Annotated in this window: 21 protein-coding genes and 2 pseudogenes; 12 read left to right on the top strand and 11 right to left on the bottom strand. The window is 38.0% G+C overall.

Going from position 1 to position 26,035, the window contains the following annotated elements; genetic code table 11:
* The first annotated feature begins 425 nt into the window (after positions 1 to 425).
* The 6 genes from antA (at position 426) to AC3CAU_RS09795 (ending at position 7,499) form a co-directional block, all read left to right on the top strand.
* Positions 426 to 1,841 carry an anthranilate 1,2-dioxygenase large subunit gene (gene antA / locus AC3CAU_RS09820; RefSeq protein ID WP_447054439.1) on the top strand — a complete coding sequence of 472 codons (1,416 nt, stop codon included), beginning with the start codon at positions 426 to 428 and terminating at the stop codon, positions 1,839 to 1,841.
* A 2-nt stretch (positions 1,842 to 1,843) separates the two neighbouring features.
* Positions 1,844 to 2,335: an anthranilate 1,2-dioxygenase small subunit gene (antB, locus tag AC3CAU_RS09815; RefSeq protein ID WP_447054438.1), complete on the top strand. Its 492-nt coding sequence runs from the start codon at positions 1,844 to 1,846 to the stop codon at positions 2,333 to 2,335.
* 11 nt (positions 2,336 to 2,346) lie between these two features.
* Positions 2,347 to 3,378, top strand: coding sequence for an anthranilate 1,2-dioxygenase electron transfer component AntC (gene antC, locus AC3CAU_RS09810; protein WP_447054437.1), 1,032 nt, complete (start codon positions 2,347 to 2,349; stop codon positions 3,376 to 3,378).
* 106 nt (positions 3,379 to 3,484) lie between these two features.
* Entirely contained in the window at positions 3,485 to 4,405 is a 921-nt protein-coding gene (gene catA / locus AC3CAU_RS09805) for a catechol 1,2-dioxygenase (protein WP_447054436.1), read from the top strand.
* A gap of 474 nt (positions 4,406 to 4,879) precedes the next feature.
* Positions 4,880 to 6,136, top strand: a complete 1,257-nt coding sequence (locus AC3CAU_RS09800) for an OprD family outer membrane porin (RefSeq protein WP_447054434.1) — start codon at positions 4,880 to 4,882, stop codon at positions 6,134 to 6,136.
* Positions 6,137 to 6,155: 19 nt separating this feature from the next.
* Positions 6,156 to 7,499 carry an MFS transporter gene (locus AC3CAU_RS09795; RefSeq protein WP_447054433.1) on the top strand — a complete coding sequence of 448 codons (1,344 nt, stop codon included), beginning with the start codon at positions 6,156 to 6,158 and terminating at the stop codon, positions 7,497 to 7,499.
* Positions 7,500 to 7,559: 60 nt separating this feature from the next.
* On the opposite strand, the gene AC3CAU_RS09790 is transcribed toward AC3CAU_RS09795, so the two are convergent.
* Positions 7,560 to 8,558, bottom strand: a complete 999-nt coding sequence (locus tag AC3CAU_RS09790) for an AraC family transcriptional regulator (RefSeq protein ID WP_447054432.1) — start codon at positions 8,556 to 8,558, stop codon at positions 7,560 to 7,562.
* A 497-nt stretch (positions 8,559 to 9,055) separates the two neighbouring features.
* Between AC3CAU_RS09790 and AC3CAU_RS09785 the strand changes: the two genes are divergently transcribed.
* Complete coding sequence (locus tag AC3CAU_RS09785) at positions 9,056 to 10,039, top strand: AraC family transcriptional regulator (protein ID WP_447054431.1); 984 nt, start codon at positions 9,056 to 9,058, stop codon at positions 10,037 to 10,039.
* Between the two features lie 241 nt (positions 10,040 to 10,280).
* Here the strand turns inward: AC3CAU_RS09785 and AC3CAU_RS09780 are convergent, their stop codons facing one another.
* From AC3CAU_RS09780 to AC3CAU_RS09770, 3 genes are all read right to left on the bottom strand, one after another.
* Positions 10,281 to 11,717 (bottom strand): MFS transporter, encoded by a 1,437-nt coding sequence (locus tag AC3CAU_RS09780; protein WP_447054430.1) that lies wholly within the window; start codon positions 11,715 to 11,717, stop codon positions 10,281 to 10,283.
* Positions 11,714 to 12,790, bottom strand: a complete 1,077-nt coding sequence (locus AC3CAU_RS09775) for an MBL fold metallo-hydrolase (RefSeq protein ID WP_131218579.1) — start codon at positions 12,788 to 12,790, stop codon at positions 11,714 to 11,716. Before AC3CAU_RS09775 ends, AC3CAU_RS09780 begins: the two co-directional genes overlap by 4 nt.
* A gap of 249 nt (positions 12,791 to 13,039) precedes the next feature.
* Positions 13,040 to 13,531, bottom strand: coding sequence for a cupin domain-containing protein (locus AC3CAU_RS09770; RefSeq protein ID WP_447054429.1), 492 nt, complete (start codon positions 13,529 to 13,531; stop codon positions 13,040 to 13,042).
* Between the two features lie 171 nt (positions 13,532 to 13,702).
* Between AC3CAU_RS09770 and AC3CAU_RS09765 the strand changes: the two genes are divergently transcribed.
* Together AC3CAU_RS09765 and AC3CAU_RS09760 are read left to right on the top strand one after the other, a co-directional pair.
* On the top strand, positions 13,703 to 14,059 hold the full coding sequence (locus AC3CAU_RS09765; RefSeq protein ID WP_447054428.1) for a YidH family protein: 357 nt from the start codon (positions 13,703 to 13,705) through the stop codon (positions 14,057 to 14,059).
* 5 nt (positions 14,060 to 14,064) lie between these two features.
* Positions 14,065 to 14,376 (top strand): DUF202 domain-containing protein, encoded by a 312-nt coding sequence (locus tag AC3CAU_RS09760; protein ID WP_447054427.1) that lies wholly within the window; start codon positions 14,065 to 14,067, stop codon positions 14,374 to 14,376.
* 41 nt (positions 14,377 to 14,417) lie between these two features.
* Here AC3CAU_RS09760 and AC3CAU_RS09755 read toward each other — a convergent pair whose 3' ends face one another.
* On the bottom strand, positions 14,418 to 15,260 hold the full coding sequence (locus tag AC3CAU_RS09755; RefSeq protein ID WP_447054426.1) for an alpha/beta hydrolase: 843 nt from the start codon (positions 15,258 to 15,260) through the stop codon (positions 14,418 to 14,420).
* Between the two features lie 537 nt (positions 15,261 to 15,797).
* Between AC3CAU_RS09755 and AC3CAU_RS09750 the strand changes: the two are divergent.
* Both AC3CAU_RS09750 and AC3CAU_RS09745 read left to right on the top strand, forming a co-directional pair.
* Positions 15,798 to 16,129: pseudogene (locus AC3CAU_RS09750) on the top strand (epoxyqueuosine reductase QueH); the annotation flags it as partial.
* 464 nt (positions 16,130 to 16,593) lie between these two features.
* Positions 16,594 to 17,892: a dicarboxylate/amino acid:cation symporter gene (locus AC3CAU_RS09745; RefSeq protein WP_131218587.1), complete on the top strand. Its 1,299-nt coding sequence runs from the start codon at positions 16,594 to 16,596 to the stop codon at positions 17,890 to 17,892.
* A 299-nt stretch (positions 17,893 to 18,191) separates the two neighbouring features.
* On the opposite strand, the gene AC3CAU_RS09740 is transcribed toward AC3CAU_RS09745, so the two are convergent.
* Entirely contained in the window at positions 18,192 to 19,088 is an 897-nt protein-coding gene (locus AC3CAU_RS09740; protein ID WP_447054424.1) for a LysR substrate-binding domain-containing protein, read from the bottom strand.
* A gap of 134 nt (positions 19,089 to 19,222) precedes the next feature.
* Between AC3CAU_RS09740 and AC3CAU_RS09735 the strand changes: the two genes are divergently transcribed.
* Positions 19,223 to 20,638 (top strand): aspartate ammonia-lyase, encoded by a 1,416-nt coding sequence (locus tag AC3CAU_RS09735; protein WP_447054422.1) that lies wholly within the window; start codon positions 19,223 to 19,225, stop codon positions 20,636 to 20,638.
* A gap of 585 nt (positions 20,639 to 21,223) precedes the next feature.
* On the opposite strand, the gene AC3CAU_RS09730 is transcribed toward AC3CAU_RS09735, so the two are convergent.
* The 5 genes and pseudogenes from AC3CAU_RS09730 to AC3CAU_RS09710 form a co-directional block, all read right to left on the bottom strand.
* Positions 21,224 to 21,931 (bottom strand): ABC transporter ATP-binding protein, encoded by a 708-nt coding sequence (locus tag AC3CAU_RS09730; RefSeq protein WP_447054421.1) that lies wholly within the window; start codon positions 21,929 to 21,931, stop codon positions 21,224 to 21,226.
* Positions 21,924 to 23,147: an ABC transporter permease gene (locus AC3CAU_RS09725; RefSeq protein WP_447054420.1), complete on the bottom strand. Its 1,224-nt coding sequence runs from the start codon at positions 23,145 to 23,147 to the stop codon at positions 21,924 to 21,926. The genes AC3CAU_RS09730 and AC3CAU_RS09725 overlap by 8 nt, the downstream gene beginning before the upstream one ends.
* Positions 23,144 to 24,367, bottom strand: coding sequence for an efflux RND transporter periplasmic adaptor subunit (locus AC3CAU_RS09720; RefSeq protein ID WP_447054419.1), 1,224 nt, complete (start codon positions 24,365 to 24,367; stop codon positions 23,144 to 23,146). The genes AC3CAU_RS09725 and AC3CAU_RS09720 overlap by 4 nt, the downstream gene beginning before the upstream one ends.
* A 655-nt stretch (positions 24,368 to 25,022) precedes the next feature.
* A pseudogene (locus AC3CAU_RS09715) lies at positions 25,023 to 25,305 on the bottom strand (sulfite exporter TauE/SafE family protein); the annotation flags it as partial.
* A gap of 195 nt (positions 25,306 to 25,500) precedes the next feature.
* On the bottom strand, positions 25,501 to 25,992 hold the full coding sequence (locus tag AC3CAU_RS09710) for a flavin reductase (RefSeq protein WP_447054417.1): 492 nt from the start codon (positions 25,990 to 25,992) through the stop codon (positions 25,501 to 25,503).
* Positions 25,993 to 26,035: the final 43 nt, after the last annotated feature.

Here is a 26,035-nt window from a genome sequence, read left to right as displayed (position 1 = left end):
TTTAGCCACTATATGGACATCTGATGATTTAAGGGTTGAGCCCCTGAAAGAAGTGTATTCTCTCTAAAAGCAGATCGCTTAAATTAGGTTTACAAGATCAGATTCTTCACTGTCTAAGTCATTGGTAGAAATACTGAACCCTATTTCATATTGCTAGAAGTTATGGCCTTTCAGAGCTTATAACTTCTAAAACTGTGCATTCTTTTGAAGACTTTCGATGATTAAAAGTGCTCCACTAGGCAGTTTGTTAATGAGTCCTTTTATCTATCTAAGAAGTGTCGATAAAACCAATGGCTATTCACTATATAAAAGATAAGTATGTAGAACACTAAAAAATGGATAAAGATCTGGAGAATTCGGATAGCTGCGAAGGAAAAATTTCGCTTCAATGAGGGAAAGACCCTAATGGAATAGAGGATACAACAATGACCTCACGCAGCATTACTGAATGGCAAGACTTCGTTAAGAACTGTATTGATTTTCGCCCACATGATGGTGTTTACCGGATTGCTCGAGAAATGTTCACCGAAACTGAACTGTTCGACTTGGAGATGGAACAGATCTTTGAAAAAGTCTGGATTTATGCCTGTCATGAAAGTGAAATTCCAAATAATAACGATTTTGTAACGGTTCAAATTGGCCGCCAACCCCTGATTATCAGCCGTGATAGTAATGGTGAACTTCATGCCATGGTTAATGCATGTGAGCACCGTGGTGCAACCTTGACACGTGTTAGCAAAGGAAACCAAGCCACATTTACTTGTCCTTTCCACGCTTGGACCTATAAGTCAGATGGTCGCTTGATTAAAGTCAAAGCGCCAGGTGAATATTGCGAACACTTTGATAAAACCACGCGTGGTCTTAAACAAGGTCGTATTGCCAGTTATCGCGGTTTCGTATTTGTCAGTTTAGACAGTCAGGCGACAGATTCTTTAGAAGATTTCTTGGGTGACGCCAAAGTCTTCCTTGATTTAATGGTTGAGCAGTCACCTACAGGCGAGCTTGAAGTCTTACAAGGTAAATCTGCCTATACTTTTGCAGGTAACTGGAAACTCCAAAATGAAAATGGTTTAGATGGTTATCACGTCAGTACGGTGCACTATAACTATGTATCGACTGTTCAGCATCGCCAGCAAGTGAATATTGAAAAAGGTGCTGATTTAGATACGTTGGATTACAGCAAATTAGGCGCCGGTGATTCTGCAACTGATGATGGCTGGTTCAGCTTTAAAAATGGTCATAGTGTATTGTTCAGTGATATGCCCAATCCAACAGTCCGTCCAGGTTATAGCACTGTAATGCCATACCTTTTAGAAAAATACGGGGAAAAACGTGCGGAATGGGCTATGCATCGTTTAAGAAACCTGAATTTGTACCCTAGCCTGTTTTTTATGGATCAAATCAGTTCGCAATTACGCATTATCCGTCCTGTGGCTTGGAATAAAACAGAAGTTATTAGTCAATGTATTGGTGTTAAGGGTGAGTCTGCCGAAGCACGCCGTAACCGTATTCGCCAGTTTGAAGACTTTTTTAACGTGTCAGGTTTAGGCACGCCAGATGACCTGGTTGAATTCCGTGAACAACAAAAAGGCTTCCAAGCACGACTTGAACGCTGGAGCGATATTTCTCGAGGTCACCATACCTGGGAATATGGCACCACCCAAAATGCTCAGGATTTAAATATTAAGCCGGTCATTACAGGACGTGAATTTACCCATGAAGGCCTATATGTCAACCAACACGGTCAATGGCAACGCTTAATGCTCAATGGCTTAAATAAAAAAGCCTTAAAAATGCAAGATGTGACTTTTGAGCAAGATATTGCCAAGGAAGAGGTGTAATCATGACTGCTGAACTTAACTTCGCTGTTTCTCAGTTTCTCATTAAAAAAGCTGAACTCTGTGACACCTATGATTGGGACGCTTATCTGGATCTGTATGATGAAGATAGTGAATACCATATTCCGCAGTGGATCGATGATCATAACTATATCCAAGACCCCAATCAGGGCCTGTCTTATATCTATTATGAAGACCGTACTGGATTGGAAGACCGAATTTTTCGTATTCGTACCGGCAAGGCGGCTTCTGCCACCCCTTTACCGCGCACTTTGCACATGATTAAAAATGTTCGGGTGAAAGAACTGGATGATGGCTTAATTGAAGCAAAAGTAGCATGGCATACCCTGTATAACCGTCAAGGATTGGAGGGTAGTTTCTATGGCCATGCCACTTATACCTTACGCAAAGCTGAAGAGAGCTTCCGCATCCGTCGTCAACATACAGTATTACTGAATGACAAAATTGACTCGGTCTTAGACTTTTATCACGTTTAAGGATCAATCGTATGACTCATTCAGTGGCGCTCAATTTCGCTGATGGTAAAACTTTTTTCATTTCTGTACATGATGACGAATTGCTGCTCAATGCAGCCATTCGTCAAGGGATTACACTACCTCTAGATTGTCGTGAAGGGGTATGTGGAACATGTCAGGGCCAGTGCGAAAGTGGGGCTTATGAACAGGAATATGTCGATGAAGAGGCACTCAGTGAACGTGATTTGGCAGAGCGTAAAATATTGGCTTGCCAAACCCGAGTGAAATCTAATGCTGCATTTTATTTCGATCATAATTCAGATATTTGTAATGCCGGCGAGTCTTTAAAAATTGCCACCACCGTGACTGCGGTAGAACTGGTTTCTGAAACCACAGCCATTTTGCATGTGGATGCCAGCAGTTATAAGCAACCTTTGCACTTTTTACCCGGTCAATATGCACGTCTGCAAATTCCAAATTCTGAGGACTGGCGTTCGTATTCTTTTGCCAACCGGCCTAATGCAACCAACCAGCTGCAATTCTTAATTCGCCTACTGCCAAACGGTGTAATGAGTAATTACTTGCGTGAACGCTGTGAAGTCGGACAGACCATTTACATGGAAGCCCCGTTGGGTAGTTTCTACTTGCGCGAAGTCGAGCGTCCCTTGGTGTTTATTGCCGGTGGTACAGGATTATCTGCCTTTTTAGGGATGCTGGATAATATCGCTGAACAGCCCAATGCCCCAGCAGTGCATCTGTATTATGGCGTAAGCCAAGAAGCCGATTTGTGTGAACAACAACGTTTACATGCCTATACCGAACGGATGCCTAATTTTAATTATCAACCGATTATTAGCCAAGCTTCGGACAACTGGACAGGTAAAACAGGTTTCATTCAGGATCATTTAAATAAAGATCAACTGGCAGAACAAGCTTTCGATATGTACTTGTGTGGCCCGCCTCCAATGATTGAAGCAGTGAAAAGCTGGTTAGGTGATCAGGCTTTGCAAAACTATCGTATTTATAGTGAAAAATTCTTGCAAAGCAATACCAGTCGTCTTTAACAACAAGCCTTGTCATTCAAGGCTTAAATTTTGTAGTACTGAAACTATTCAGCATGATATGCGCAGTTTTAAATAACTCTAAAACAATATACTTAAGGAACCTAGTATGAACCGCGAACAAATAAGTGCCTTAGTCAAACAAATGAATGTAGACACAGCAACCGGCCCGGTAGACCCACGAGTACAAGAAATTGTTGTACGTTTAGTGACTGATTTATTTCAAGCCATTGATGAACTCGATATTCAGCCTTCTGAAGTGTGGAAAGGATTAGAGTATTTTACCGATGCAGGTCAAGCCAATGAACTGGGTTTACTCGCGGCAGGATTGGGGCTGGAACATTTTCTGGATTTGCGTGCCGATGAAACTGATCTTAAAGCAGGCATCACTGGAGGCACGCCACGTACCATTGAAGGCCCTCTGTATGTAGCGGGTGCACCTGAATCTGTAGGTTTTGCACGTATGGATGATGGCTCTGAATCTGATCAAATTGATACCCTCATCATCGAAGGTACAGTAACCGATACAGAAGGCAACCTGATTGAAAATGCCAAAGTCGAAATATGGCATGCAAACAGTTTAGGAAACTATTCTTTCTTTGATAAAGCTCAATCCGAATTCAATTTGCGCCGTACAATTTTTGCCGATAAAGATGGTAAATATACGGCTTTAACCACGATGCCGGTTGGTTATGGTTGTCCTCCGGAGGGTACTACTCAAGCCTTGCTGAACAAGTTAGGTCGCCATGGTAATCGCCCATCGCATGTCCATTACTTTGCCTCTGCCCCCGATTTCCGTAAGCTCACCACCCAGTTTAATATTGAAGGTGATCAATATTTATGGGATGACTTTGCTTTCGCAACACGTGATGGTTTGGTTGCAACAGCAGTAGACGTTACCGATCCAAGCGAAATTGAACGTTATGGTTTAGATAAACCGTTTAAACACATTACATTTAATATTGTACTGGTCAAAGACAGTGTTGCGGCACCTTCAGCAGAAGTTGAACGTCGTCGCTTATGTGCATAAGCTTCTTTTGTTAAAACTATCCTTGAACTACTGATTTATCTGGGTTCAAGGATATTTTCATTCGAAAAGCTGCATTTTAACTCCCTCTCTACTCATCATTATTTCTCTAAAAATCGTCAAAAATGAGTGATTTTCGCACCATTTGTTGTTCTATTATTCATAAATCAAGGCTATGCCCAAGCATATTTTTATTACAGCAGATTGATGTATGAATGAAAGCTAACAGTCTTCTCATTTGATTATTTGACCAAAGATCCCGAATAAAATCTTTAAATAAATCATCCAAATTCAAATCTTTATTTCAGCCGTCTAGATCGAACGACTATTCATCCAATTTGGAAAAAATGGATGATTTTCAGGAATTTCTGGATAGTTTAAAGCGGCTAAAAAGAGTTCAATCAAAACTATGGAATAGTTTTTAACCTTAATGAATGACAAACAGAAAATAAGCAATTTCTCAAAGGAAGGCATGAGATGACAGATCGGACATGGTCAAAAATAGAATCAAAAAAATCATTTTTGTTATTGAGTATTTTAAGCGGAATTAGCTTATCTGTTCAGGCGCAGGCAGTAGAGCAAGAATGGAAATTTACCCTCAAAAATGCCTATATTGAACGAGATTTTGACTCTTCGGCCGTAAAAGATATCGGCAGTTGGTCTCAGGCAGCATCACTGTTTTATACCTCTAAAATGAAAGACACTCCGCTTAGCATTGCAGGAAGTCCAATTACAATAGGAGCCAATGCTTCAACCCAATATGCAGTTCGTCTCAGTTCGGATAAACATGTACCCGACGCTATTCTGCCTTTTGATTCGGCAACTCAATCACAAGCTGCCGACTATTTAAAATATGGCGCCACACTTAAATTAGGCTACCAAAATACTTTGCTGAGCTTAGGGGAGCTTTGGCTGGATCTTCCTTTGACTACAGTCGATGGCAGCCGCCAATTGCTGACCTCTTATTGGGGGGGGAATTTGCGTTCACAACTCAGTGATCAATTGCAACTTGAGCTCGGACATGTCACTAAATTGTCTCCGAGAAATGAAGAAGATTTTCGTAAGTTCTCTTATACCGCCAAAGGAATCACCACCTATTCTGATGGTCTGAATTATATTGATTTGCGCTATCAAATTTTACCCAGTTTAAAAACGGAATATTATTTTGGTAATTTGGACAATCTTTATAACAAACATTACTTAGGCATTGAGCATAACTGGAAAGCCGATGATTTCTCTTTAAATTCAAGACTAAAATACTTTAATGCGCAAGAGGACAACGACCAATTAAATATTGATGCGCAAAATATTGGTTTGCTTGAAACTGTAAAAATCAGCAATCACAGTATCGGTCTGGGGTATCAGCAGATTATTGGTGAATCTGCCTATCCTTTACCTGATGGTTTTTTGCCAGAACCTTATTTTATTAACTGGAATGCGACAGGTTTCTTTAAACAAGATGAGAAGTCTTATCACTTCATCTACAGTTATGATTTTAAAGATTATATTCCAGGGCTAAATACCACGGTTAAATATGTGTATGGGGATAATTTCAAGGCCGCGGATGGTCGCGAAAATAAAGAAAGTGAAGCCAATTTCATTGGCAACTATGCATTTCAACAGCCCTATCTTAAAGGACTGGCTTTGCAATACCTGTTAATCGACTACAACGTTAAGCATGGTACTGATTTTACTGAAAATCGCTTTTTCGTAAATTACAGTAAAAAATTCTAAAATTTTTAAAGGATTAAAGATGAAAACAATTGAGATTAATACGGTGATAGACCGCGAAAAACTATCACCGTTACAATGGCTGGTGTTTGCACTTGGCTTCTTAGTATTTTTTTGTGATGGATTAGATACCGGTATTATCGGTTTTATTGCGCCTGCGTTGCTGGATGATTGGGGCATAAGCAAACCTCAACTTGCACCCGTACTCAGTGCTGCTTTAGTAGGTATGTCAATTGGCGCAATTCTGTCTGGCCCACTTGCCGATAAATTTGGGCGCAAAAAAGTCATTACATTCACTACCCTGCTTTTCGCTACATTTACCGTACTTTGTGGCTTTGCCACTTCTACACAAGAATTGATGATTTATCGATTCATTACGGGTATTGGCTTAGGGGCTGCCATGCCGAATATCAGTACCATTGTTTCAGAGTATATGCCTGCGAAACGTAAAGCATTTTTAACCGGACTAGCAGGTTGTGGCTTTATGCTTGGGATTTCATGTGGCGGGCTGTTATCTGCTTATCTATTGGAAAATCTGGGTTGGGCTAAAGTAATTATTATTGGGGGCGTTATTCCACTTATTCTGGTCATCATACTGGTTCTTAAATTACCCGAATCTACCCAATATTTAATTAAAAATAATCAATCTCTAAAAGCACAGCGTATTTTAGAAACCATTCAAGGGAAACCTTTTACCGAAGCAGTCACCCTCAAACTTGCTCAAACTGAAGTTGAATCTACCCAGAGCCCGGTTAAACAAGTGCTGGGTAAATATTTAGTCAGCTCAAGTATGTTGTGGCTTTGCTGTTTCATGAGCTTATTGGTTTTTTACCTTTTAACCAGTTGGATGCCAACCATTTTAAAGACCGCAGGTTTCACCACTCAGCAATTTAGCTTAATTGCCGCTATATTCCCTTTTGGTGGCGTAATCGGTGCCACAATTATGGGCTGGTATATGGATAAAACCAACCCAACCAAAGTGATTCGTTATTCTTATTTGATTGCTTTCGGCTTGTTTATTGTAGCGGGCTTTCTAAGTTCCGATCTGTTGTTTTTTGGCATTACCATCTTCTTAATTGGTGCTTTGCTGGCAGGGGCCCAATCTTCATTACTGCCTTTAGCCGCTATTTCCTATCCTTCAACCTGTCGAGCGGTAGGTGTGTCATGGATGCATGGAATTGGCCGAATTGGCGCAATTTTAGGGGCTTTCTTTGGATCCCTAATTTTCACATTTGACCTAAGTTTAAGTGGGTTATTCTATATTCTTGCGATCCCTACTTTTGTTTCATTTATTGCCCTAAGTTTAAAAGTGCTGAGCGAAAAATCTAAACAACAGAATCAATCTAAAATTGAAGAATTAGCTTAGGCTAATTTGAAAATAAAGAACCTAATTTAAATTAGGTTCTTTATTTTTGTTTTTAAGATATCAATTGATATCGATAAATTTGTTTTTAGTTTCACTTGGCTTTTCACCAAATTCCTCACGATACTCTTGAGAAAATCGGCTTAAATGATTGAATCCCCATTGAGAAGCCAATTGTGAAATCGATATTTTTCGATTGAGTCCAGATGCACTCAACACTTTATAAATTTGCTGTAACCGATATTTTTTTAAATACGCCATCGGACTAGTTCCATAATAATACTGAAACTCTTCATATAATTTTGATTTTGAAACTCCTGCCAAGTCTTGTAAATGATCGGCACAAATCTCTTCTTGAGCATGGGTAAGAATAAATTTATGTATTCTTTGGATATAGGCAGGCTGGGATTGAGTAGATAATTGTTTAAGCTGTTCTGAGTAATTATTTTCTTGAGACAACAACAAAGCTTTAATTATAAAATTTTCATAATCTTCAGCCAGTAAAGGTAATCCATAAAACCCGGTATATTGTGATTTAAAGTGCAAGAAATTCTGAATATTCTTCCACCAGGCGGTAATTAAATGTTCTGAGTCAAAATGCATTTCCGGATTAAAAATGACCGGTTTTTCCATGGGTTGATGAAGTAAATCAGCTAAAACGATTTGTAAGCTTTGTTCAGGAACTACCACTTGTAGCTTCTTGCAATCTTTATCAATAGTTAAATCTTGTAAATCTGCATTGGAGAGGATCAGACCATTTTTTTCATCTGATAAATAGCGTTCCCCGCGCATATTCAAAATTTGTTTTCCCTTCAAGGGGAGACTAATGCTATAGGCTTTAAGATTGGAGGTATTAATTGCAACATTAGCCCCATAAGAAATAGTACCAATCGTCATTCGTTTATTGGGTAAGCGCATGCCATCATAATGAAAATTCAAAGTATCCCGACAACTGGTATCCAAACGATGTTCACCACAAATGCTTGACATCAAGTTTTGAGCAAAATCGGCTTTACTAGAATAGTGATTTAATTCAATATCTCGTTGGCTTAGTGATTGCATTCCATTTTCACCTAGCTAAAATTTATTATCTGTCCCAATATATCAGCTAAACACTCATATTGAATAGATTTATCTCATTTTTTAGATTTTTTGAAATCAATTTATCCCTGTAACTTATTATTAAATTTATTATTTGGTAAAACCACCTATTCTATAACCATTAAAATCAGGGGGATAATCTAAATTTATTATAAAAATTATTTTTCATCGTTTTTAAATTAAAACTATCTGATAATACTTAACAACCTATTTATACTCAAAAAGTATTATAACTATATTAATAAAGTATATTTAATCTGGATTCTATTTTTTGAATCATATTTATCAATTAGATATATTGTTTATAGATTTTTTCTTACATCCTACTTATTGCATAAAACAATTTTTTTGTTATATATACTCATTGCTCTTATATTTTTTTTAATATAACTTAAAAAACAGATTATTTAAGTTACTAAAATAACAGTTTTCTCTGATCAAGATATAAGGATATAGAAATGATTGAGTTAGGAAAAAGTGAAAATTGGCTGCCTAAAAAATTTTTTGCTCATTTTCATCAATCTCAAGAAGTTTTAGACTGGACAATCAAGGCAAATGGTCCTCACCATTTACATATTCCTAATCCGAAACAAATTAATTTTTTGCATGAAGGTATACAAATCGGTGAAACTACTTTTGGTAAAATTCAGTATTCAACCCTTGTAAATATTAATATTGATAATTTGCAGCACTGTTATATTTTTAATGTGCCAATTGAGGGCATACAAGAAATTAAAATTAAGTCTTCAACGATATATTCTAGTAATAATGTAGCGGCAATATTTTCACCTGATCAACCCTTTTCTATGGTTTTAGAACCTAACTGCCAAAAGCAAATGATTCGTATTTCTAAAAAAAATATGGAAAACCATCTCATGCGGATGTTAGGCTATAAAATTACTCGACCGTTAATTTTTGATATTCAAGCCCCGATGCAAGGTTCAATTAAGCAATGGTTTAATTTAGCCATGAGTTTGCAAGAATTTTTATTAGAATATGATTCTGTTGTGGATTTACAAGGGATTTGGAATAATTTTGAAATTAATCTGATTTCTCTTTTACTCAATTCTCAACCCCACAATTACAGTTTAGAACTTGAACGCCGCTTACAGGGAAAACCGTCTTATTTAAATTATATTGAAGGCTTATTTAAAGAAAATTTATCGCAACCTTTGAAATTAAGCGAACTTGAGAAAATTCTTGGAATTTCTCGTGAAAGGTTATATCGCGATTTTCATACCTATTTTGGTCAATCCCCGGTGGCCTATTTGCGTAATTTACGCTTTGAAGAAACCTATAAGCGTTTAAAAGAGATCAAGCCCTGGGAAAATGTTTCAAGTATTGCCATGGACTGCGGTTTCCAGCAATTGGGACGATTTTCCCAAGAATATAAAACCCGTTTTGGCGAGTTTCCTTCTGAAACACTGAAAAACAATAAGTAGTAAATAAGATAATGCGTTTTAAACCAGCTGTTTTAAGAACACAGTTGGTTTGTAGATCAAAAATAATCATTTTAATTAAAATTAATATAATTTTCTTATTTTAAATATTTATGCTTTAGCGAGCTTCATATTTCTTACAAACATACTTGAAAATTAATTCAAATAAAAAGAGCACTTTATAAATCAAGTACTCTTTTTATCGGTTTATATCAGATTTTAAAAACCAACTTACCCATATTATTTAATCATTATTGACTTCAATATTTTTTTGCAATTTTTTCGCAGTTTTATCTGGATTAAGGAACAGAATTGCCGCTAATCCTACAATTAATAAATAGATCCCAATATATGAAAAACTTAGATTCATGCCTGTAACCAGTTTGCCTAACATTGCAGCATCCGGAAGAATTCCTTTCATCGGCTGAATATAGCCTGCCGATTCCATAAACATTCCCACCATGGTCGGTGAAATCATTCCGCCTAACGATGCCAATGCGGTGACTGTCGCCATAACGGCTGCTCGCTGTTTAGAGCAGATACTATAGGCTAAAGTAATAGGGGCCAGTGGGAATGTCATTGCCAAACCTGCTGCAATAGTCAGAACGCAAACGGCTGCGATCCCAGTGGTATAAGGTAATAATAGAAAGAAAATACCTGACATTAAAATTAAGGATCCGAATACACAGCCCATTGATTTGTGTACTGAACTTCCCTTTTTCATTAAAATTTTCGACAGATAACCTGCTACAAGTAAGGTTAAAGCACCAAATATCCAAGGAAATGTGGAGATCATTCCGATCATCTGTGGAGAAGTGTTGAGTACTGCCGACAAATAACGAGGTGCCCAAGTTGTTAAAAAGCCCATGGCCCAGAAGCATCCAGCACCGGCTAAAAAAGCAGAGATAAACATCGGTGAGAAAAAGACCTTAAATAAAGGGACTACTTTTAACAAGTCTGAAAATTCGGCAATACTTTTATTATTAATATAACTTGTATTTGGATGAACCAATGGCTTAGGTTGAGTCAGTTGTTGTTTCGCTTTGATATGGCTATATGGTCCTTCTTTTGCAATTACAAACCATAATAGGCTCCAGCCCAGACCGAATATGCCTAAAAAACCAAATGCCCATCTCCATCCATAAGAAGGATGAGCAATAATAGCCGCTAGAATTGGAGCAGCAATAATGGGGCCTAAGGTCGATCCTATGGCAACCAAACTACTTGGCAATCCACGTTCCTTGGGTTCGTACCATCCATGAATATGTTGCAAAGTGATAGGTGTAGCAGGTCCTTCTGCAGCACCTAAAATAATTCGTGTTACCAATAAGAGCGTTATTCCCCCTCCTAAGAGCATGGGAAATTGTAAAACTGCCCATGCAATTCCCATGGTAAAAAGGATCCAGCGGGTTTGTATTTTTGCCGCCAGTAATCCTACTAGAATAGAGGAAATGGCAAACAAGAAGAAAAAAGAACTTCCAATAAAACCAAATTGGCTACTCGACATCCCCAATTCGCGCATTGCCGGTTCAGCCACAAGTCCTAACACCGCTTTATCGGCAAAGTTAATCATCTGGAATATGATCAGCATTCCCGTAATTAACCACGCCCGATTAGTGATTTTTCCCGTTTCAAGCGACTCCACAAGTGAAGTCGGGAAATTTTTGGTTTGGCTCTTCATATATTCGCCTCCCGAATTAACTCACGAGCTTTGCCCTCTTCCAGACGAGATTTAACAATATCGATGACATTGAAAGTGTCATTGTCTTCTGCTGCCAATACCAGGCCATCAAAATCATTTTGAGCGACATTCACCATTTTTTGGACATCAGCTGAGTCAGGCGTATTCGGTACAATATGATGCAAAATAAGTGCCTTAACATTGGCCTCTTGAGCAACCAGACCTACTTTTTCATAAGAAGTATGAGATTCTTCAAGATGAACAGCAATCCCATTTCGAGTAGGTCCTTCAGGGAAAGTAGCTAAAATTGCGTCCAGATCGATGACCTCATGCATTAACACATCTGCATCTTTGGCCAATAAAATACAGTTTTTTGAATAAGTCGTATCACCAGAAATGACGACAGAACCATATTTAGAATCGAATCTGAAACCGAAAGCAGGAAAACATAAACGATGATCCACCAAGATGGTGCTGACTTTGACCAGTTCATCTTCATAAATGACAAAAGGTTCCATTTCCGGATGTCGGTTATGCACTGGATCGGCTTTGGCCTTTTCTGGAATTTGAATATCAAATGCTTTAATCCATTCTGTTGGACTTGAACGTCCCTCATCTGCCATTCGAATTGCAATATCCGAAGCAAATACATTATGTATTAAGGCATCGACCATAGCGGCGGTACCAACCATCGGATGATCACCACCACAACAGCCTTTAATTTTAGGGTGTGAGTGAGCAGGCATAGCTGGATTTTGTAGAGGCTTACCAGGACCATAAATTTGAATAGGTTGACTGAAAGATTCGCCAGGAACTTGCCAGCCCGTGAACAAGTAAGAACCTAGATCATAAATATGATCAGAATGATGATGGGTGATGAAAATACCACGTAACTCACCCCAAGTGGCATGACTTCTATAATTGCGAATACTACCCATACCGCAGTCCACAATATAGGTCGCATTGTCGACACAAATAGCCGTCGAAATACCTGCTCTAGAACTGGATACGATTGGACCACCGCCGGTACCTAAAGCAATAATTTTCATTCCCTGTTGATTATTAATTGTCATTGAATAGTCCTTTTTAATTTATGCTAATAACACACTGTTAATATAATCGAGTAGATTAACGGGCCAATATGCAGTTTTTAAAAATTCACTATGCGTAATTTAAGTCATTTTTTATAATAAAATAAAAATTATTCGGAATTAGATCATATTCTTGAAATATAAAAGTAAAGTTAAAATATCCCTTCTGGAAAACAAAAAAAGCTTTCAAAATATTGAAAGCTTTTGATAAGAATATATTATTTTTAGGGCTTAAAAATCACAATTCGGAAGGCGTGCAGGATCGATAAAACGAATATTACGAGCCGCCGATACCTGAACCACCTTTTCTGGGTCGGTTAAATTATGCAATTCTGAGAATAGACTGGCCAAATCATTACCCGGACTTACCCAAAAAATACCTTTAGCAGGTCCAGCCGAAGTAACTTTATAACCATGGGTAGTTCCCCGTGGCCAGTAAAGGTAATCACCCGCTTTGGCGGTTGTCCATTCACCATCCAAATAAAGTGAATACTCTCCCTCAAGAATAAAAGCATGTTCATCCTGTACGGGGTGCATATGAGGCGGAACAAAGGTTCCAGAAGGGTCATTCGAAATCCAGGCAAAACTTGACTGTTGATCTCCCCCTATAATAGGTTCATATACATGACCCAATACATTCCATTTAATATTTTTAAGTTCTTTATTTAAACGTGATTCACTGAACACTAAAGACGATAAATTTTTTTGATTTAACATTTCCATTTTGATACTCCCTTTTTTATCATTCAAACAATTTTTGGATATTTTCACTATGCATTTTTTCATGACAATTTGTTCAAAAAAATGGATAAAACACATACATAAAAATAAAAAATGCATATTCCTCATTATTAATCTCTATATAGTTAAAATTTTGACTGATCACAAAATTTTATGAAAAATTTATTTAAAATTATAAAATTAACGGATGGTGAAGATCCAGATCCTCGTTTTACGCTTGCCAATGAAAGAACATTTTTGGCATGGAATAGAACAGCACTGGCAATATTAGTGGGTGCAGTCGCATTTATTACTCTGAGTCAGGGAAAGATTGAAAAAGTCATCGCAGATCAGATTTTTATCGCTTTAATTTTACTTTCTATTATTCTTAGCGTAAGTGCGATTTTTCGTTGGTTTAGAATTGAATACGCGCTTAGAACCAAGCAGTCACTTCCTTATCCCTGTATGGCTCCCCTCTTATCGGTTTTTAGCTTAATTCTGATTGTATTCATTTTTATTCATATGAAATAGGAATAATGATGCAAGATAATGGACTTCAACCCGAAAGAACTTTTTTATCTCTAGAAAGAAGTTTATTTTCTTATATTATAATCAATTTTACTTTCTTTAAAATTTTGATGAGCAAACCTTCTGCCCTACTTTATATTTCTATTTTCATTGCATTAATCATTAATTTTTATTATTTTACTCTGCTGATTAATTTTAAAAAAATAACCACACTGGGTACAAAGAGTAAAAATTCATTTATCCATCGTCTCCTATTCTTATCTTCTGGTATTTTTACCATTATTTTAGCTATCTTCGCTATCTGTATTATTTATTTATAAAAAACCACTTTAAAAAAAGTGGTTTTTTATAGTATTTAAAATCATGCAGTTGTAGAACCATACAATCGTTCAATCGACTCTACGATTTCTCCATCTTCAAGGAAGTGAAAAAGTAAGCTGAAATGATCGCTATTCTTAAGAATAGTAAAATTTGCAGTATTCCCCTTAAGTTCCCATTGATCTTTCATTTGTTGTGATTGTTGAATAAAAGCATCAGTTTCATTATTTCCAACAAAAAATTCAGCAGGCACTAAGTCTTTAGCTACTCTTAATATCGGCGAATTATTTCTTGCCTGAATGTGATTTAATTTAATATTCATGTTCAGGCTGGTAGATATTAAAGGCTCTAAATCATATATTCCACTAATAGGAATAATTCCCTTAATATTTAACTGATCTTTAACTTTCTCTTTGGCATTTAATACCAGCTCTGTTGTTAAGTGAGCACCTGCTGAATGGCCACAAATATACATAGGCAAGTTGTTAGAAGAACCATTTAAGTAGGTTTTAACAGTTAACAGTCCATAACTTAATGAGGTTCTTATTTTTTCAATACTGACTTCTGGGCAAAGAGGATAATTCATGATGGCAATATGATATCCCAGTTCAGCGAGGTGATCGGCAATAAAATAAAATTGATTCTTGTCTCTTGATTGCCAATATCCAGCATGTAAATAAACCAAAATTGCTTTTGCTTTACCTACTGCATAACAAACATCAAAGCATTCGCGGGCATGAAAGCCGTAATGGAAATCTTTTTTCCATTCTTTACTGATCAGTGCCAAGCGATTTAATTCCTCAATTCTGGCCATTACTTCATTATAATTTTTATTTTTCTGTCCTGTTACGTAATCATTTTCAAATTTGGTTGCATCCATCGCCATTACTCTCGTGTTTTCCTAAACTCCTATTGAATATGTTTATTTAGGGCTTAAATATTCATAAATTTATTTTTTTTATGCAATTTTCCCTCTATCTTTAAATTGAGCAAGTCTAGTGATCTAATAAAGTTGCACATATCACTTTAATGCGATTAAAGATAATAACCAACCTTACTTGAAACCAGAGTTGTCCTTGAAGGATCCGTCTGGGTGCTAAAGTCTTTTGAGAACATTTTTAAGCTATAAACCATTGTAATTCGATTTATGAATAGCTATTAGAACTCTAGACACACAACCCTCCTTTAATGAGTTCTTTCATACTTTAATCGAGAACGTTGCTCATTAGAACCAGATCTGCTTTTAGAATTCTTATTTGGAGTATTTATAGCAAATAATAAAAAGCTCTCTGCTTAACCTAAGAAAATATTAGCCTATCAACAGCTTTTGTTTTGCTATAAACGATAGAATATAGGGTTTAGATTTAAACCTTATTGTTATGTCAACCAAACGACCGTCAAAAACTTATTCTCCAAGAAAGTCATGAGACACTCCTGCTGTGCGCTGTATTCAGGCGAAGTTATGCACACCATGATTGAGTCAGGCATCGACTTTTCAATCTTCTTCTGCACTCCAAACATTTATCCTGTGAAAGAATATTTAATTCACAAGCAAGAAAACATTCGCTTTGCCCAAAAGCATAATATCGCTTTTATCGCCTGGGAATTCGATACAGACAACTGATTTGAAGGTACCAAAGATATGAAAAATAAACCTAAAAAGGGATTCGTTGTACGAGGTGTTTTGACATGCAATGCGACCGTATAGCACTTTTTATGAGGGTTCATTGTTCTACGCTTATTATTGAATCTTTACCGTTGCGGGGAATAATCTTAAATTAACATTTGTTGCTGACCTCTTAACTTTTGAATTAGCTGCATATGTATTATTTACAATAGTAACTGATCGATTGGGTAAGCTTGCTGTGCTAACTGCTTCAGTAAGCGTTTAATGATGACTTAGAATGAAAATCCTTAAATATTGAAAATTATAAGGGAATAATTCAAAAATGGCTTTTGGTTCAAAAATAATATTCGTCCTTATACATTAAAATTAAATAATAATTTCATGCATTTTTTGCATAGCATAATTAAATTTTGCATTATCGTTTCCCCCGAAAAAAAGTGACACTTGCTGCAGTTAATGGGTTAGTCAATGATTTTGCACCCAGCTTCTTAAAACAAAGCCTATATAAATTGATCAACATGGAAAGTCATCAATGCCTTGCTATTAAGGCAATAAAATTGATGCAAAGAAGATTAAAGAAGGAACTATTTTTATGAACCAGAAAAAATTGCTCAAATATATCCTGCTTGCAATGATCTCAGGAATACTCGTTGGTTGGGCCTTTCATACTATTTTAACCACTGCTCAAGTAACGGAAATTGCAGCCTACTTCAAGATCGTTACAGATGTATTTTTAAGATTGATTAAAATGATTATTGCACCGTTAGTCTTTGCAACAATTGTTTCTGGTTTAATCTCAATGGGAAAATCCTCTTCTTTGGGGTCAATTACACTAAAAGCGATGAGTTGGTTTATTGGTGCATCGTTTATCTCACTTTTGCTTGGAATGGGCTTAGCAAATTTGTTTCAGCCGGGATCGGGCATGAACCTGAGCATCCCGAAAGAGGTAGTAGATGTAGGGGTGAGTGCTACCAGTCTAAGCTTAGAAACATTTATTACGCATATTTTCCCGCGCAGTTTTGCTGAAGCGATGGCAAATAATGAAATATTACAAATTTTAGTTTTTTCAATTTTCTTTGGTTCAGCACTGGCTTATGTTCAGCACCATAGTGAAGCTACAGTGATTGGCCGAATTATTGATGAACTTTGTAAAGTCATGTTCCGTATCACCGATTATGTGATGGCTTTTGCCCCTATTGCAGTTTTTGCAGCAATTGCCTCAGCCATTACTGTTCAAGGACCGAAGTTAATTCTTGATTACAGTATTTTCATTGGACAGTTCTATCTGGGATTGCTGATCCTGTGGACAATTTTAATTGCTTTCGGTTATATCTTCTTGAAAAAAGATGTTTTCAGATTAATGCGAGTGGTACGAGAACCAACCATGTTGGCATTTGCAACCGCTAGCAGTGAATCGGCTTACCCAAAGACCATGGAAGCTTTAGATAAGTTTGGTGTGCCAAAACGTATTACCAGCTTTGTTCTTCCATTGGGTTATTCATTTAATCTTGATGGTTCAATGATGTATATGGCGTTTGCGGTACTGTTTATCGCGCAAGCCTATAATATTGATTTAAGTTTTGCCCAACAGGCTTTGATATTACTCACATTGATGATCACCAGTAAAGGGATTGCTGGCGTTTCTCGTGCATCTATCGTGGTAATTGCTTCAACTCTTGCCATGTTCAAACTTCCTGAAGCGGGTATTTTATTAATTTTGGCTGTTGATCAATTTTTAGATATGGGGCGCACTGCCACCAATGTTATTGGAAATAGTATCGCTACAGCAGTAATTGCCCGTACTGAAGGCAATAAGCATGATCTTCCTGAAGAAGAAGGCGTTGTTGTAGATACATTGATCCCTGTAAATCGATTGGCTGATAATAATTAAGGGATTTCAGTAAAGGGTATATAAAATTAATAAAATATCCCATTCAGCAATTAATTTTAAAAGGTGATTTTTAAAACAATTAGCATAGATTTATAGTGCTATATGTTTTAAAGATCACCTTTTATTATGAGGGGAGAGGTTATTTGAAAAACCAGCTTGATATATTTAAAATCAAATATTTATAAATAGAAAACATCTAAAATAATTGAGATCATTCAAATTAAATATCAGAAAAAATTCTTTAAAAATTTAAAATATATCTAAATCTCTTATATAGTTTCAACTATCAAGCCAATAATTTAACTTTCCTTAGACTGAATTGTTAATGTATTCCAAATATAATTAATTTTATTTGAGAACGCCATTTCACGCCGAATAACATATACATCTTGAAATAAGTTATATTGATTACAATCAATTACTTTTAATTTTTTCTCAGCAATCTCTCTTTCAACCAATAATTTAGGTAACCATGCAATGCCTAAACCTTGTAAAACCAACTCTTTTAAATCACTTGCATTATCTGTTTCATATAAAGTCCGATAATCTAATTTATTTTCAATCGCCTCATCAACACAGTTTCTTAGGTATGCTTGTTTACTATAAGCCAACAAGGGAAATGTCTGCTCAAATGAGTATTTAGGAGTACCATTATCATTTAATGCAGTTATAGGCAGTATTTCCATTTCAAAAATTTTATGGAATACGAAAAAAGATAAATCAAGTTGTTGTAAAGTTTTTTGATCACAATACCCAATTAAAAAATCACACGACCCATCTTTAAGTAAGCGCATTCCTTGTTTGAGATTAGCAGCAATAATTTCTAATTTTAAATCTTCCATGTTGATTGATAATTCATGAATAAAGCGAGGGAAAAACTGTGTAATTAAGGAATGAGACACTGCAAACTTAACCGTTAACTCATTGTTTTTAATATTTTTCTCTAGATACTTAATCGTTGCATCTAGTTGATTTTTTATGTTTTTTGAAGATGCCAATAAGACTTGACCTGCTTCTGTGAAATCAATGTTCTTACTATATCGTTTTAAAATTTGGAAACCCAACGCGTTTTCAATATTTTGAATCCGGCGTGTAAATGCAGATTGTGTGACGTGTCGTAGTTCTGCCGCTTGGGAAATAGATTGTTCTTGCTCAAGTGCAAGTAAATCTTCAATCCATCGAATTTCCAAGGTCATAATAAATCCTTAATACATACTTTTATAAATTATAATCTATTATGCAAAAAATGCATGCAGTAATATTTTTTTACATTAGAAAAAAAATACGCTGCACTCTAATATGGATCTATTGAAAATTAGAGTCTATTTAAATGAACGTTAAGATTAATACACGTACTGAAAAAGATTTACTGGGTTATAAAGAAATTCCTGCTCATTGTTATTATGGTATTCAGACTTTAAGAGCATTAGAAAATTTTAATTTAAGTCCAAACAAGTTAAGTCAGTTTCCTGTTTTTATTAATGCACTCGCAATGGTTAAATCAGCATGTGCACATGCTAACTTTAAGCTTAATAAGCTTGATGAAAATAAAAATAATGCCATTCAATATGCTTGCCAACAAATTATTGATTATAAATACCATGATCAATTTCCAATAGATATGATTCAAGGGGGGGCAGGCACCTCAACCAATATGAATATTAATGAAGTTCTTGCTAATATTGGTTTAGAGTATTTAGACTACTTAAAAGGTGACTATCAATATTTACATCCAAATAATGATGTTAATATGTCCCAGTCTACCAATGATGTTTACCCTACAGCTATTAAAATCGGTTTAATTGCTGCAATAGATCAGTTAAATACCCCATTTTTAAACTTAATTCAAAGTTTTAAATATAAGTCAGATGAGTTTTCTCATATTTTAAAAATGGGTCGTACTCAGTTGCAAGATGCTGTGCCGATGACTTTAGGTCAAGAATTTGGCGCTTTTGCAACCACGCTACAAAATGATTTGAACAAACTTAATCAAATCATGCCAGACGCCTTAAGTGTCGTGAATTTAGGGGGGACTGCAATTGGAACAGGTATTAATACCGAAGCGAAGTACCGTGAGTATGCGATTGCCTCATTATCGGAAATTATGCAACGAAAAATTAGTAGCGCCCCTGATTTAATTGAAGCGACTTCAGATATGGGCGATTTCGTTTTATTATCTAGCTTATTAAAACGTACAGCCACTAAACTCTCAAAAATTGCCAATGACTTGCGTTTACTCTCTAGTGGCCCACGCACAGGTATAAATGAAATTCATTTAGAACCACGCCAGCCTGGTAGCTCAATTATGCCAGGTAAGGTTAATCCAGTGATTCCAGAAGCAATGAACTTAGTATGTTATCAAGTCATTGCTAATGATTTAGCCATTACTTTGGCTGCAGAAGCAGGCCAGTTACAGTTAAATGCTATGGAGCCTTTAATTGCTTTCAAACTGTTTGAATCTATTGATCTGCTAAGCAAAGCGATGCAAATGTTCCAACATAAATGTATTGAAAATATACGTGCAAATGCTAAACATTGTCAGGCAAATGTTGAAAATTCAATTGGTATTATTACTGCACTGAATCCCTATTTAGGTTATGAAACAACGACACGTATTGCGAAACAAGCCAATGAATCAGGCCAGAGCGTTTTGACTTTGATTAAAGCCGAAAATCTACTGTCAGATCAAATTTTGGCTGATGTTCTAGCGATCAACAATATGGTACAGCCTAAACAATGTGCTTAATCATCAGTTCGTATTAGTATTAATAGTTATCTAAGCTAAAAGGAATCTATTATCAGGTTCCTTTTAGCCTAAAACCCTTGTGCAGGAGGGGAAGATAAACAGCATGATCCATATCATAAAAATCAGATCTTGTTTCTCTCGTACTTTTTGATCAACGCCCGGACTTAGACATACGCTTCTTTATGTTGGCGCTGCTTCAAATACTTCTGCACTCATCCTATCGAGATGCGAATGGTGCATGATTCGATTGCAGAATATTTCGACATACTGATCTTTTCCAAATATGGCTGTAGGTTATGTCAGTTTAGACAATTCCCTATTATGCCTAGAAGATTAGAGATACCTCACTTGTCATTAATTTCATAAAATGAATAATCTATTCCCTAACTCTTTTTAATAAATCAAAAAGCTGTTTATTTTTTAATTTATTAAAAAGTTCTCAATAAGTTTGCTACTCTTCCCGTATGCCCTCAATCTTCTCACCTTGATTGAATGCCCACTGGTTAACAACAGTTGATATTTACCTGTCTGATCATATATTTCCCGTCGCTCTTATCGTTTGGCGTTTAAAATAAATGAGCTGGTTCAACGATTGGGTGCATCACTTTCGATACGACCATCAACCAAATTAATGGTGCGATCACAAGTGGCTGAAAGACGCGGGTCATGCGTGACCAGCAGCACTGCACAATCACGTTCACGATGTACTTTACGAAACAGTTCAAACATTTCAGCAGCGGTTTGGGTATCCAGGTTGCCTGTGGGCTCATCGGCCAATAATAACGCCGGTTCAGTAATCAAGGCGCGCGCTATCGCCACCCGCTGTTGCTGACCACCTGAAAGCTCATTCGGCTTCCGGTCAGCGAACTTTTCCAAACCCACAGCAGCGAGCAAATCACGCGCCCGTTGCAAGCCCTGCTGATTCGGTTTGCCACGAGTCATCATTAGCGGCATTAAGATATTATCCAATGCCGTAAACGCCTGAATCAGATGATGAAACTGAAACACAAACCCGATGCTGTTACCGCGCAGCGCAGTACGTCCGCTGTCATCCATCGCACTGGTCGGTTGTCCCAGTAGATAAAGTTCACCGCTGCTAGGCTTATCCAGCAGACCCAAGATATTCAATAAGGTACTTTTGCCAGATCCGGAAGGACCAATCAGCGCAGCAAAGTCGTTGCGACCAATACACAGATCGATGCCATGCAGAACTTCAACTTCATTGAGCTGACCAATATTATAAGATTTGCGCAATCCTTCTAGGCGCAGTACTTCCTGAAACTGATCAGACATGACGAATTGCCTCCACCGGGTCGAGCGCTGCTGCCCGGCGTGATGGTACAGCCGCAGCCAGAACGCCAGTCACTGTGGCCAGTAATAACGCCAGTAGTACCAGCTCGATTGAAATCGGGATATAGAATAATCCTGGACCAAAATTATTAAAGACCCAGACCAGACCATAACTGACCACACTGCCCAGCACCGAACCGAGCAGACCAAAGATTGCGCCCTGAAATAAGAAAATTCGTAAGATTTGCGCTTGGGTCGCGCCTGTAGCACGCAAAATACCAATTTCCCGGGTGCGCTGTACCACACTGACCGACATGACGCTGGCAATCCCGAAAGCCACGGAAATCGCCACAAATACAATAATCATATTGGTCGACAGGCTCTGTGCGGTAATCGCATTCATCAGCTGGGCATTGGTTTTAATCCAGCTTTCAGCTTTCAAGGAGGTCAAACGTCCTATCTGTGCAGCAATGTTATCTGCCTCAAAAATATCTTCGATGGTCAGATCAATGACCGTCACTCCGCCTGGCAAACCGAGTAAGGACTGTGCCTGTTTTAAGTCCAGATAGACATAACGCGCATCCAGTTCGCGTACTCCCAGTTCAAAGATTCCGGCAATATTTACCAATGCACTATTCTGCTGACCGGTATCCAGTCGCAACTTGCTACCCACTTGTACCCCCAGATCTTTGGCTAACTGGCTGCCAATCAGTACATCATCGGCGCCCACTCGTAACTGACCACTTAGCAGATATTTTTTCAGCGGAATGATCTGTTGATAACGCTCTAGATTGATACCGACTAAAGCGACCGATTCGACTGCATCACCCCGCTGGACAAATGCAGGTCCAGACACTACCGGAGATACCGCCGTCAGTACAGGCAACTGATCCAAGGTTTCGGTAATTTGCTGCCAGTTATTGATCGAGCGCAGCCGCTGTGCTCGCTTGTCTTCCTGCACTAATTGCACAGTCCCTGCAGGAAGCGGCACAATCTGGTTCACTTGATCCGGTGACAGCAAACGGATATGTGCCTGAGTGCCCAAAGTGCGTTCGACAATATTCGACTGCAACCCATGAATTAAAGCACTAATAAACACGATTACAGCCACACCCACTGCGACACCCACAGTAATCATAATGGACTGCGCACGGCCCTCTCGCAAGAAACTGACCGCGATTTTCCATTCGATCCAGAGCCGCCCGAGAAAGTTTTTCAATCGAATTTCACCGGTAATTCATTTTTGCTGTCGGTATCATTAGCAGGATTCACCAATGGATTGTCTTCGGGCTTTAAACGGACTCTTGCCCCATCTTTTAAGGAAGATTCTGCATTAGCCAGTACTTGATCACCAGCCCTTAAACCAGAAATCACTTCTGACATGGCAAGACCACGTAAGCCTAAACTCACTTGCTGACGCTGTATTTTTCCATCACGCACCATTAATACCACTGCCTTGTTTCCCTTGATACCGCTTAAAGCATCATTCGGAATTGTGAGTGCCCGCGCTCGTCTAGCTGTCTCGACATTAACCGATACGGTCATGTCCTGACGTAGAAAATCAGGCACTGGATTCACGGTTAATCTGACCTCGACCGTACCACGCTGAGGATCAATGCTCGGTGCAATAAAATTGATACGGGCCGGAAAAGATTGATCTGGATAAGCATCGGTAATGACAGTTGCATTTTGCTGCAAGGCCAGTTGTGGTAAATTCCGCTCATCCAGCGGTACCCGGATTTCTGTATTGCCCTTCAATGCAATCGTAAATAAAGTTTGCCCTGGCTGGACTAAATCACCCGGCTCCACATTACGTGTGAGTACAGTACCTGCGACCGCAGCCCGAATTTTTGTTTTGGCCAATTGCGCCTGCGCCACTGCAAGCTGCTGACGAAGTGAAGCTTCTTCGACTTGCCCCGGAGCCAAGGCTGTCGCTTTTAAGCGTGCCGTTTCAAAATTGTTACGCGCGATTCTTTCTGCTTCTACCGCCTGTTCTATTTCTTCAGCCGACAGGATCCCCGTTTCTGCATTGCGTCTACGGACTGCCTCACGACTCGCCTGTTCCAGTTGTGCTTTGGCACTGGCCAACTCTGCCATTGCCTGTGGCCGTGTGCTGGTTGCCAATTCGGTGAGTGTAAGCTCGGCCTGCCGCACTTGGGCCAGCAGCTCATCCGATTTCAGAACCACCAACAGGTCACCCGGTGAAACCTGGTCTCCTTCCTGTACCAGCCGCTGAAGAACCACACCGCTAATTTCGCTGCCTACCTGAGCACGCGAAACCGTCGCCACTCGTCCGGTCGCGACGACATTTTGCACCAGAGGCATAGAGCTCAAAGTAAAGCTAGGCATGACTGGTCCTTGCCACCAGCGAAATAGAGCAAAGCCTACTGTAAGCACAAGCAATATAATGATCAAATATTTATAGCGGGTAGCACGCAAGGAGCATCTCCAGTTCAAATTAAAAGCTTGGGGGCTCTAAAGGGCAAAGTATCGTTAGCCTATAAATTTGTATCTTTTCATTTTAGTTAATTATCAAGCTCTATTGAAAGGTCTCATAAATCTAAACATTTAAACGGGAGGAAGAAACCCGGTAGAGATTGACGATTATCTGAATTCTAGTCTGCATATGCCCATCTAAAGATAAACGAAAATAGTCTCTTATACATCTCTATTCGCACTTTTTGTTTGAAGACGATTACATATCAACTTATTTCATAAGTCACTTTTAACGGATTATATATTATAAATCCGGTAATGAAGTTGAGTCTAAGCTTCCATCTTTTCCATCGGTTTTAATAAGGCGTTGCAAGTATTTTGAAAGTTTTTCAGCCTGTCGAATAGATACTCAATCCTTCTTCTTATTTACTGATCTCTCCATTATGAACTTTTAATTCAGAATTTAATTCGCAGTATTTTTTTATTTTCATCATAAGAGAGTAGGGTAATAAAATGCATCTATATCCTCATAACCTTTAGCTGCAAGGATAAAAAATCCTGTAGAAATCACTTTTAAATTTCTTTTAGATAGCTTGAACTGATGTACCGCAGCACGACTGTTACATCAACTTAGAATTCTTCTAGATATCGTTTACTGCTACACAGCATTTTTTAGGATGATCGGCAATAATGCAGACGCGGCTTTAGCAGCAAACTTGACTGTAAAAAATCATGATGCTAATACTTAACAAAACATGAAGATGTACCAAAACAATGGTATTCGGCACTTTAACTTGCGTATTCATACAAATATAAAATCCCCAAACACCCGGCAAACCACCAGCAGCGGATGTGCCAGCCGCTTTTTGCATGACTACGCCATAATGATGCAAGTAAGGTACTGTTAGGCCCTCGCCCCCAATTCTAAATATTGCAGAAGCCCCGTCTATCCCATACCTGAAAAATTTGTTTAGTCGTTAGTAGAAGCAACCCAGAACACAAAAACACCCTTGCTCCTTTATAAATTTGTTCCAGAAAACAGCCCAGCAACGAATCCGGCTAATCCACCAACAACTAAAAAGTGATCAACTCCACGGCATACTCCTTCAAAGTTTGATGATCATTAGACCATTGACTTAAGCGACTTCCACCTCACCCACATGATGATAAGCACGATTAAAATAAACCAAACTTTCATTCTGTTGACTTTGCTTGATTGCAACAACACGACATATAAAAATACTATGCGTTCCGACGTCTTGAATTTGCTCAATCTCACAATCAAAACTCACCAAAGCATCTGCTAAAACAGGTGCACCGGTTTCCAATGTTGTCCAAGAACCATGTTTAAAGCGCTCTTCTGAACTCAATTTAGATGCAAATGCATTGGATATCGGTTTATGCTGTGCACCTAAAACATTTACACTTAAAATTTTATTTTCAATAAAATGTGCATGTGACCGAGACACCTGATTCATACAGACCAGCAATGTCGGCGGTGTATCTGTAACACTACATACCGCGGATGCAGTAAACCCATGAACCCCAGATGCACCTGCTGTGGTGATGACATTGACCGCAGTCGTTAACTGAGACATTGCATTTCTAAAGTCAGTTGCTTCAATCATCACTTAAATCCTGAATTTGATATAGCTAGTCTCTCGATGGAAT

This window comes from Acinetobacter sp. GG23, from assembly GCF_057766365.1.
Note: the sequence above shows the minus strand (reverse complement) of the source record. Positions and strands in the feature narration are given on the sequence as shown.

Bases quoted from the DNA above. Each gene is read 5' to 3' on its own strand.
- AC3CAU_RS09745 (WP_131218587.1), top strand. From the start codon at position 16,594: ATGAACCAGAAAAAATTGCTCAAATATATCCTGCTTGCAATGATCTCA.
- AC3CAU_RS09735 (WP_447054422.1), top strand. From the start codon at position 19,223: ATGAACGTTAAGATTAATACACGTACTGAAAAAGATTTACTGGGTTAT.
- catA (WP_447054436.1), top strand. From the start codon at position 3,485: ATGAACCGCGAACAAATAAGTGCCTTAGTCAAACAAATGAATGTAGAC.
- AC3CAU_RS09780 (WP_447054430.1), bottom strand. From the start codon at position 11,717: ATGAAGAGCCAAACCAAAAATTTCCCGACTTCACTTGTGGAGTCGCTT.
- AC3CAU_RS09770 (WP_447054429.1), bottom strand. From the start codon at position 13,531: ATGGAAATGTTAAATCAAAAAAATTTATCGTCTTTAGTGTTCAGTGAA.
- AC3CAU_RS09775 (WP_131218579.1), bottom strand. From the start codon at position 12,790: ATGACAATTAATAATCAACAGGGAATGAAAATTATTGCTTTAGGTACC.
- AC3CAU_RS09785 (WP_447054431.1), top strand. From the start codon at position 9,056: ATGATTGAGTTAGGAAAAAGTGAAAATTGGCTGCCTAAAAAATTTTTT.
- antC (WP_447054437.1), top strand. From the start codon at position 2,347: ATGACTCATTCAGTGGCGCTCAATTTCGCTGATGGTAAAACTTTTTTC.
- antB (WP_447054438.1), top strand. From the start codon at position 1,844: ATGACTGCTGAACTTAACTTCGCTGTTTCTCAGTTTCTCATTAAAAAA.
- AC3CAU_RS09730 (WP_447054421.1), bottom strand. From the start codon at position 21,931: ATGTCTGATCAGTTTCAGGAAGTACTGCGCCTAGAAGGATTGCGCAAA.
- AC3CAU_RS09755 (WP_447054426.1), bottom strand. From the start codon at position 15,260: ATGGCGATGGATGCAACCAAATTTGAAAATGATTACGTAACAGGACAG.
- antA (WP_447054439.1), top strand. From the start codon at position 426: ATGACCTCACGCAGCATTACTGAATGGCAAGACTTCGTTAAGAACTGT.
- AC3CAU_RS09710 (WP_447054417.1), bottom strand. From the start codon at position 25,992: ATGATTGAAGCAACTGACTTTAGAAATGCAATGTCTCAGTTAACGACT.
- AC3CAU_RS09760 (WP_447054427.1), top strand. From the start codon at position 14,065: ATGATGCAAGATAATGGACTTCAACCCGAAAGAACTTTTTTATCTCTA.
- AC3CAU_RS09765 (WP_447054428.1), top strand. From the start codon at position 13,703: ATGAAAAATTTATTTAAAATTATAAAATTAACGGATGGTGAAGATCCA.
- AC3CAU_RS09795 (WP_447054433.1), top strand. From the start codon at position 6,156: ATGAAAACAATTGAGATTAATACGGTGATAGACCGCGAAAAACTATCA.
- AC3CAU_RS09800 (WP_447054434.1), top strand. From the start codon at position 4,880: ATGACAGATCGGACATGGTCAAAAATAGAATCAAAAAAATCATTTTTG.
- AC3CAU_RS09790 (WP_447054432.1), bottom strand. From the start codon at position 8,558: ATGCAATCACTAAGCCAACGAGATATTGAATTAAATCACTATTCTAGT.
- AC3CAU_RS09740 (WP_447054424.1), bottom strand. From the start codon at position 19,088: ATGACCTTGGAAATTCGATGGATTGAAGATTTACTTGCACTTGAGCAA.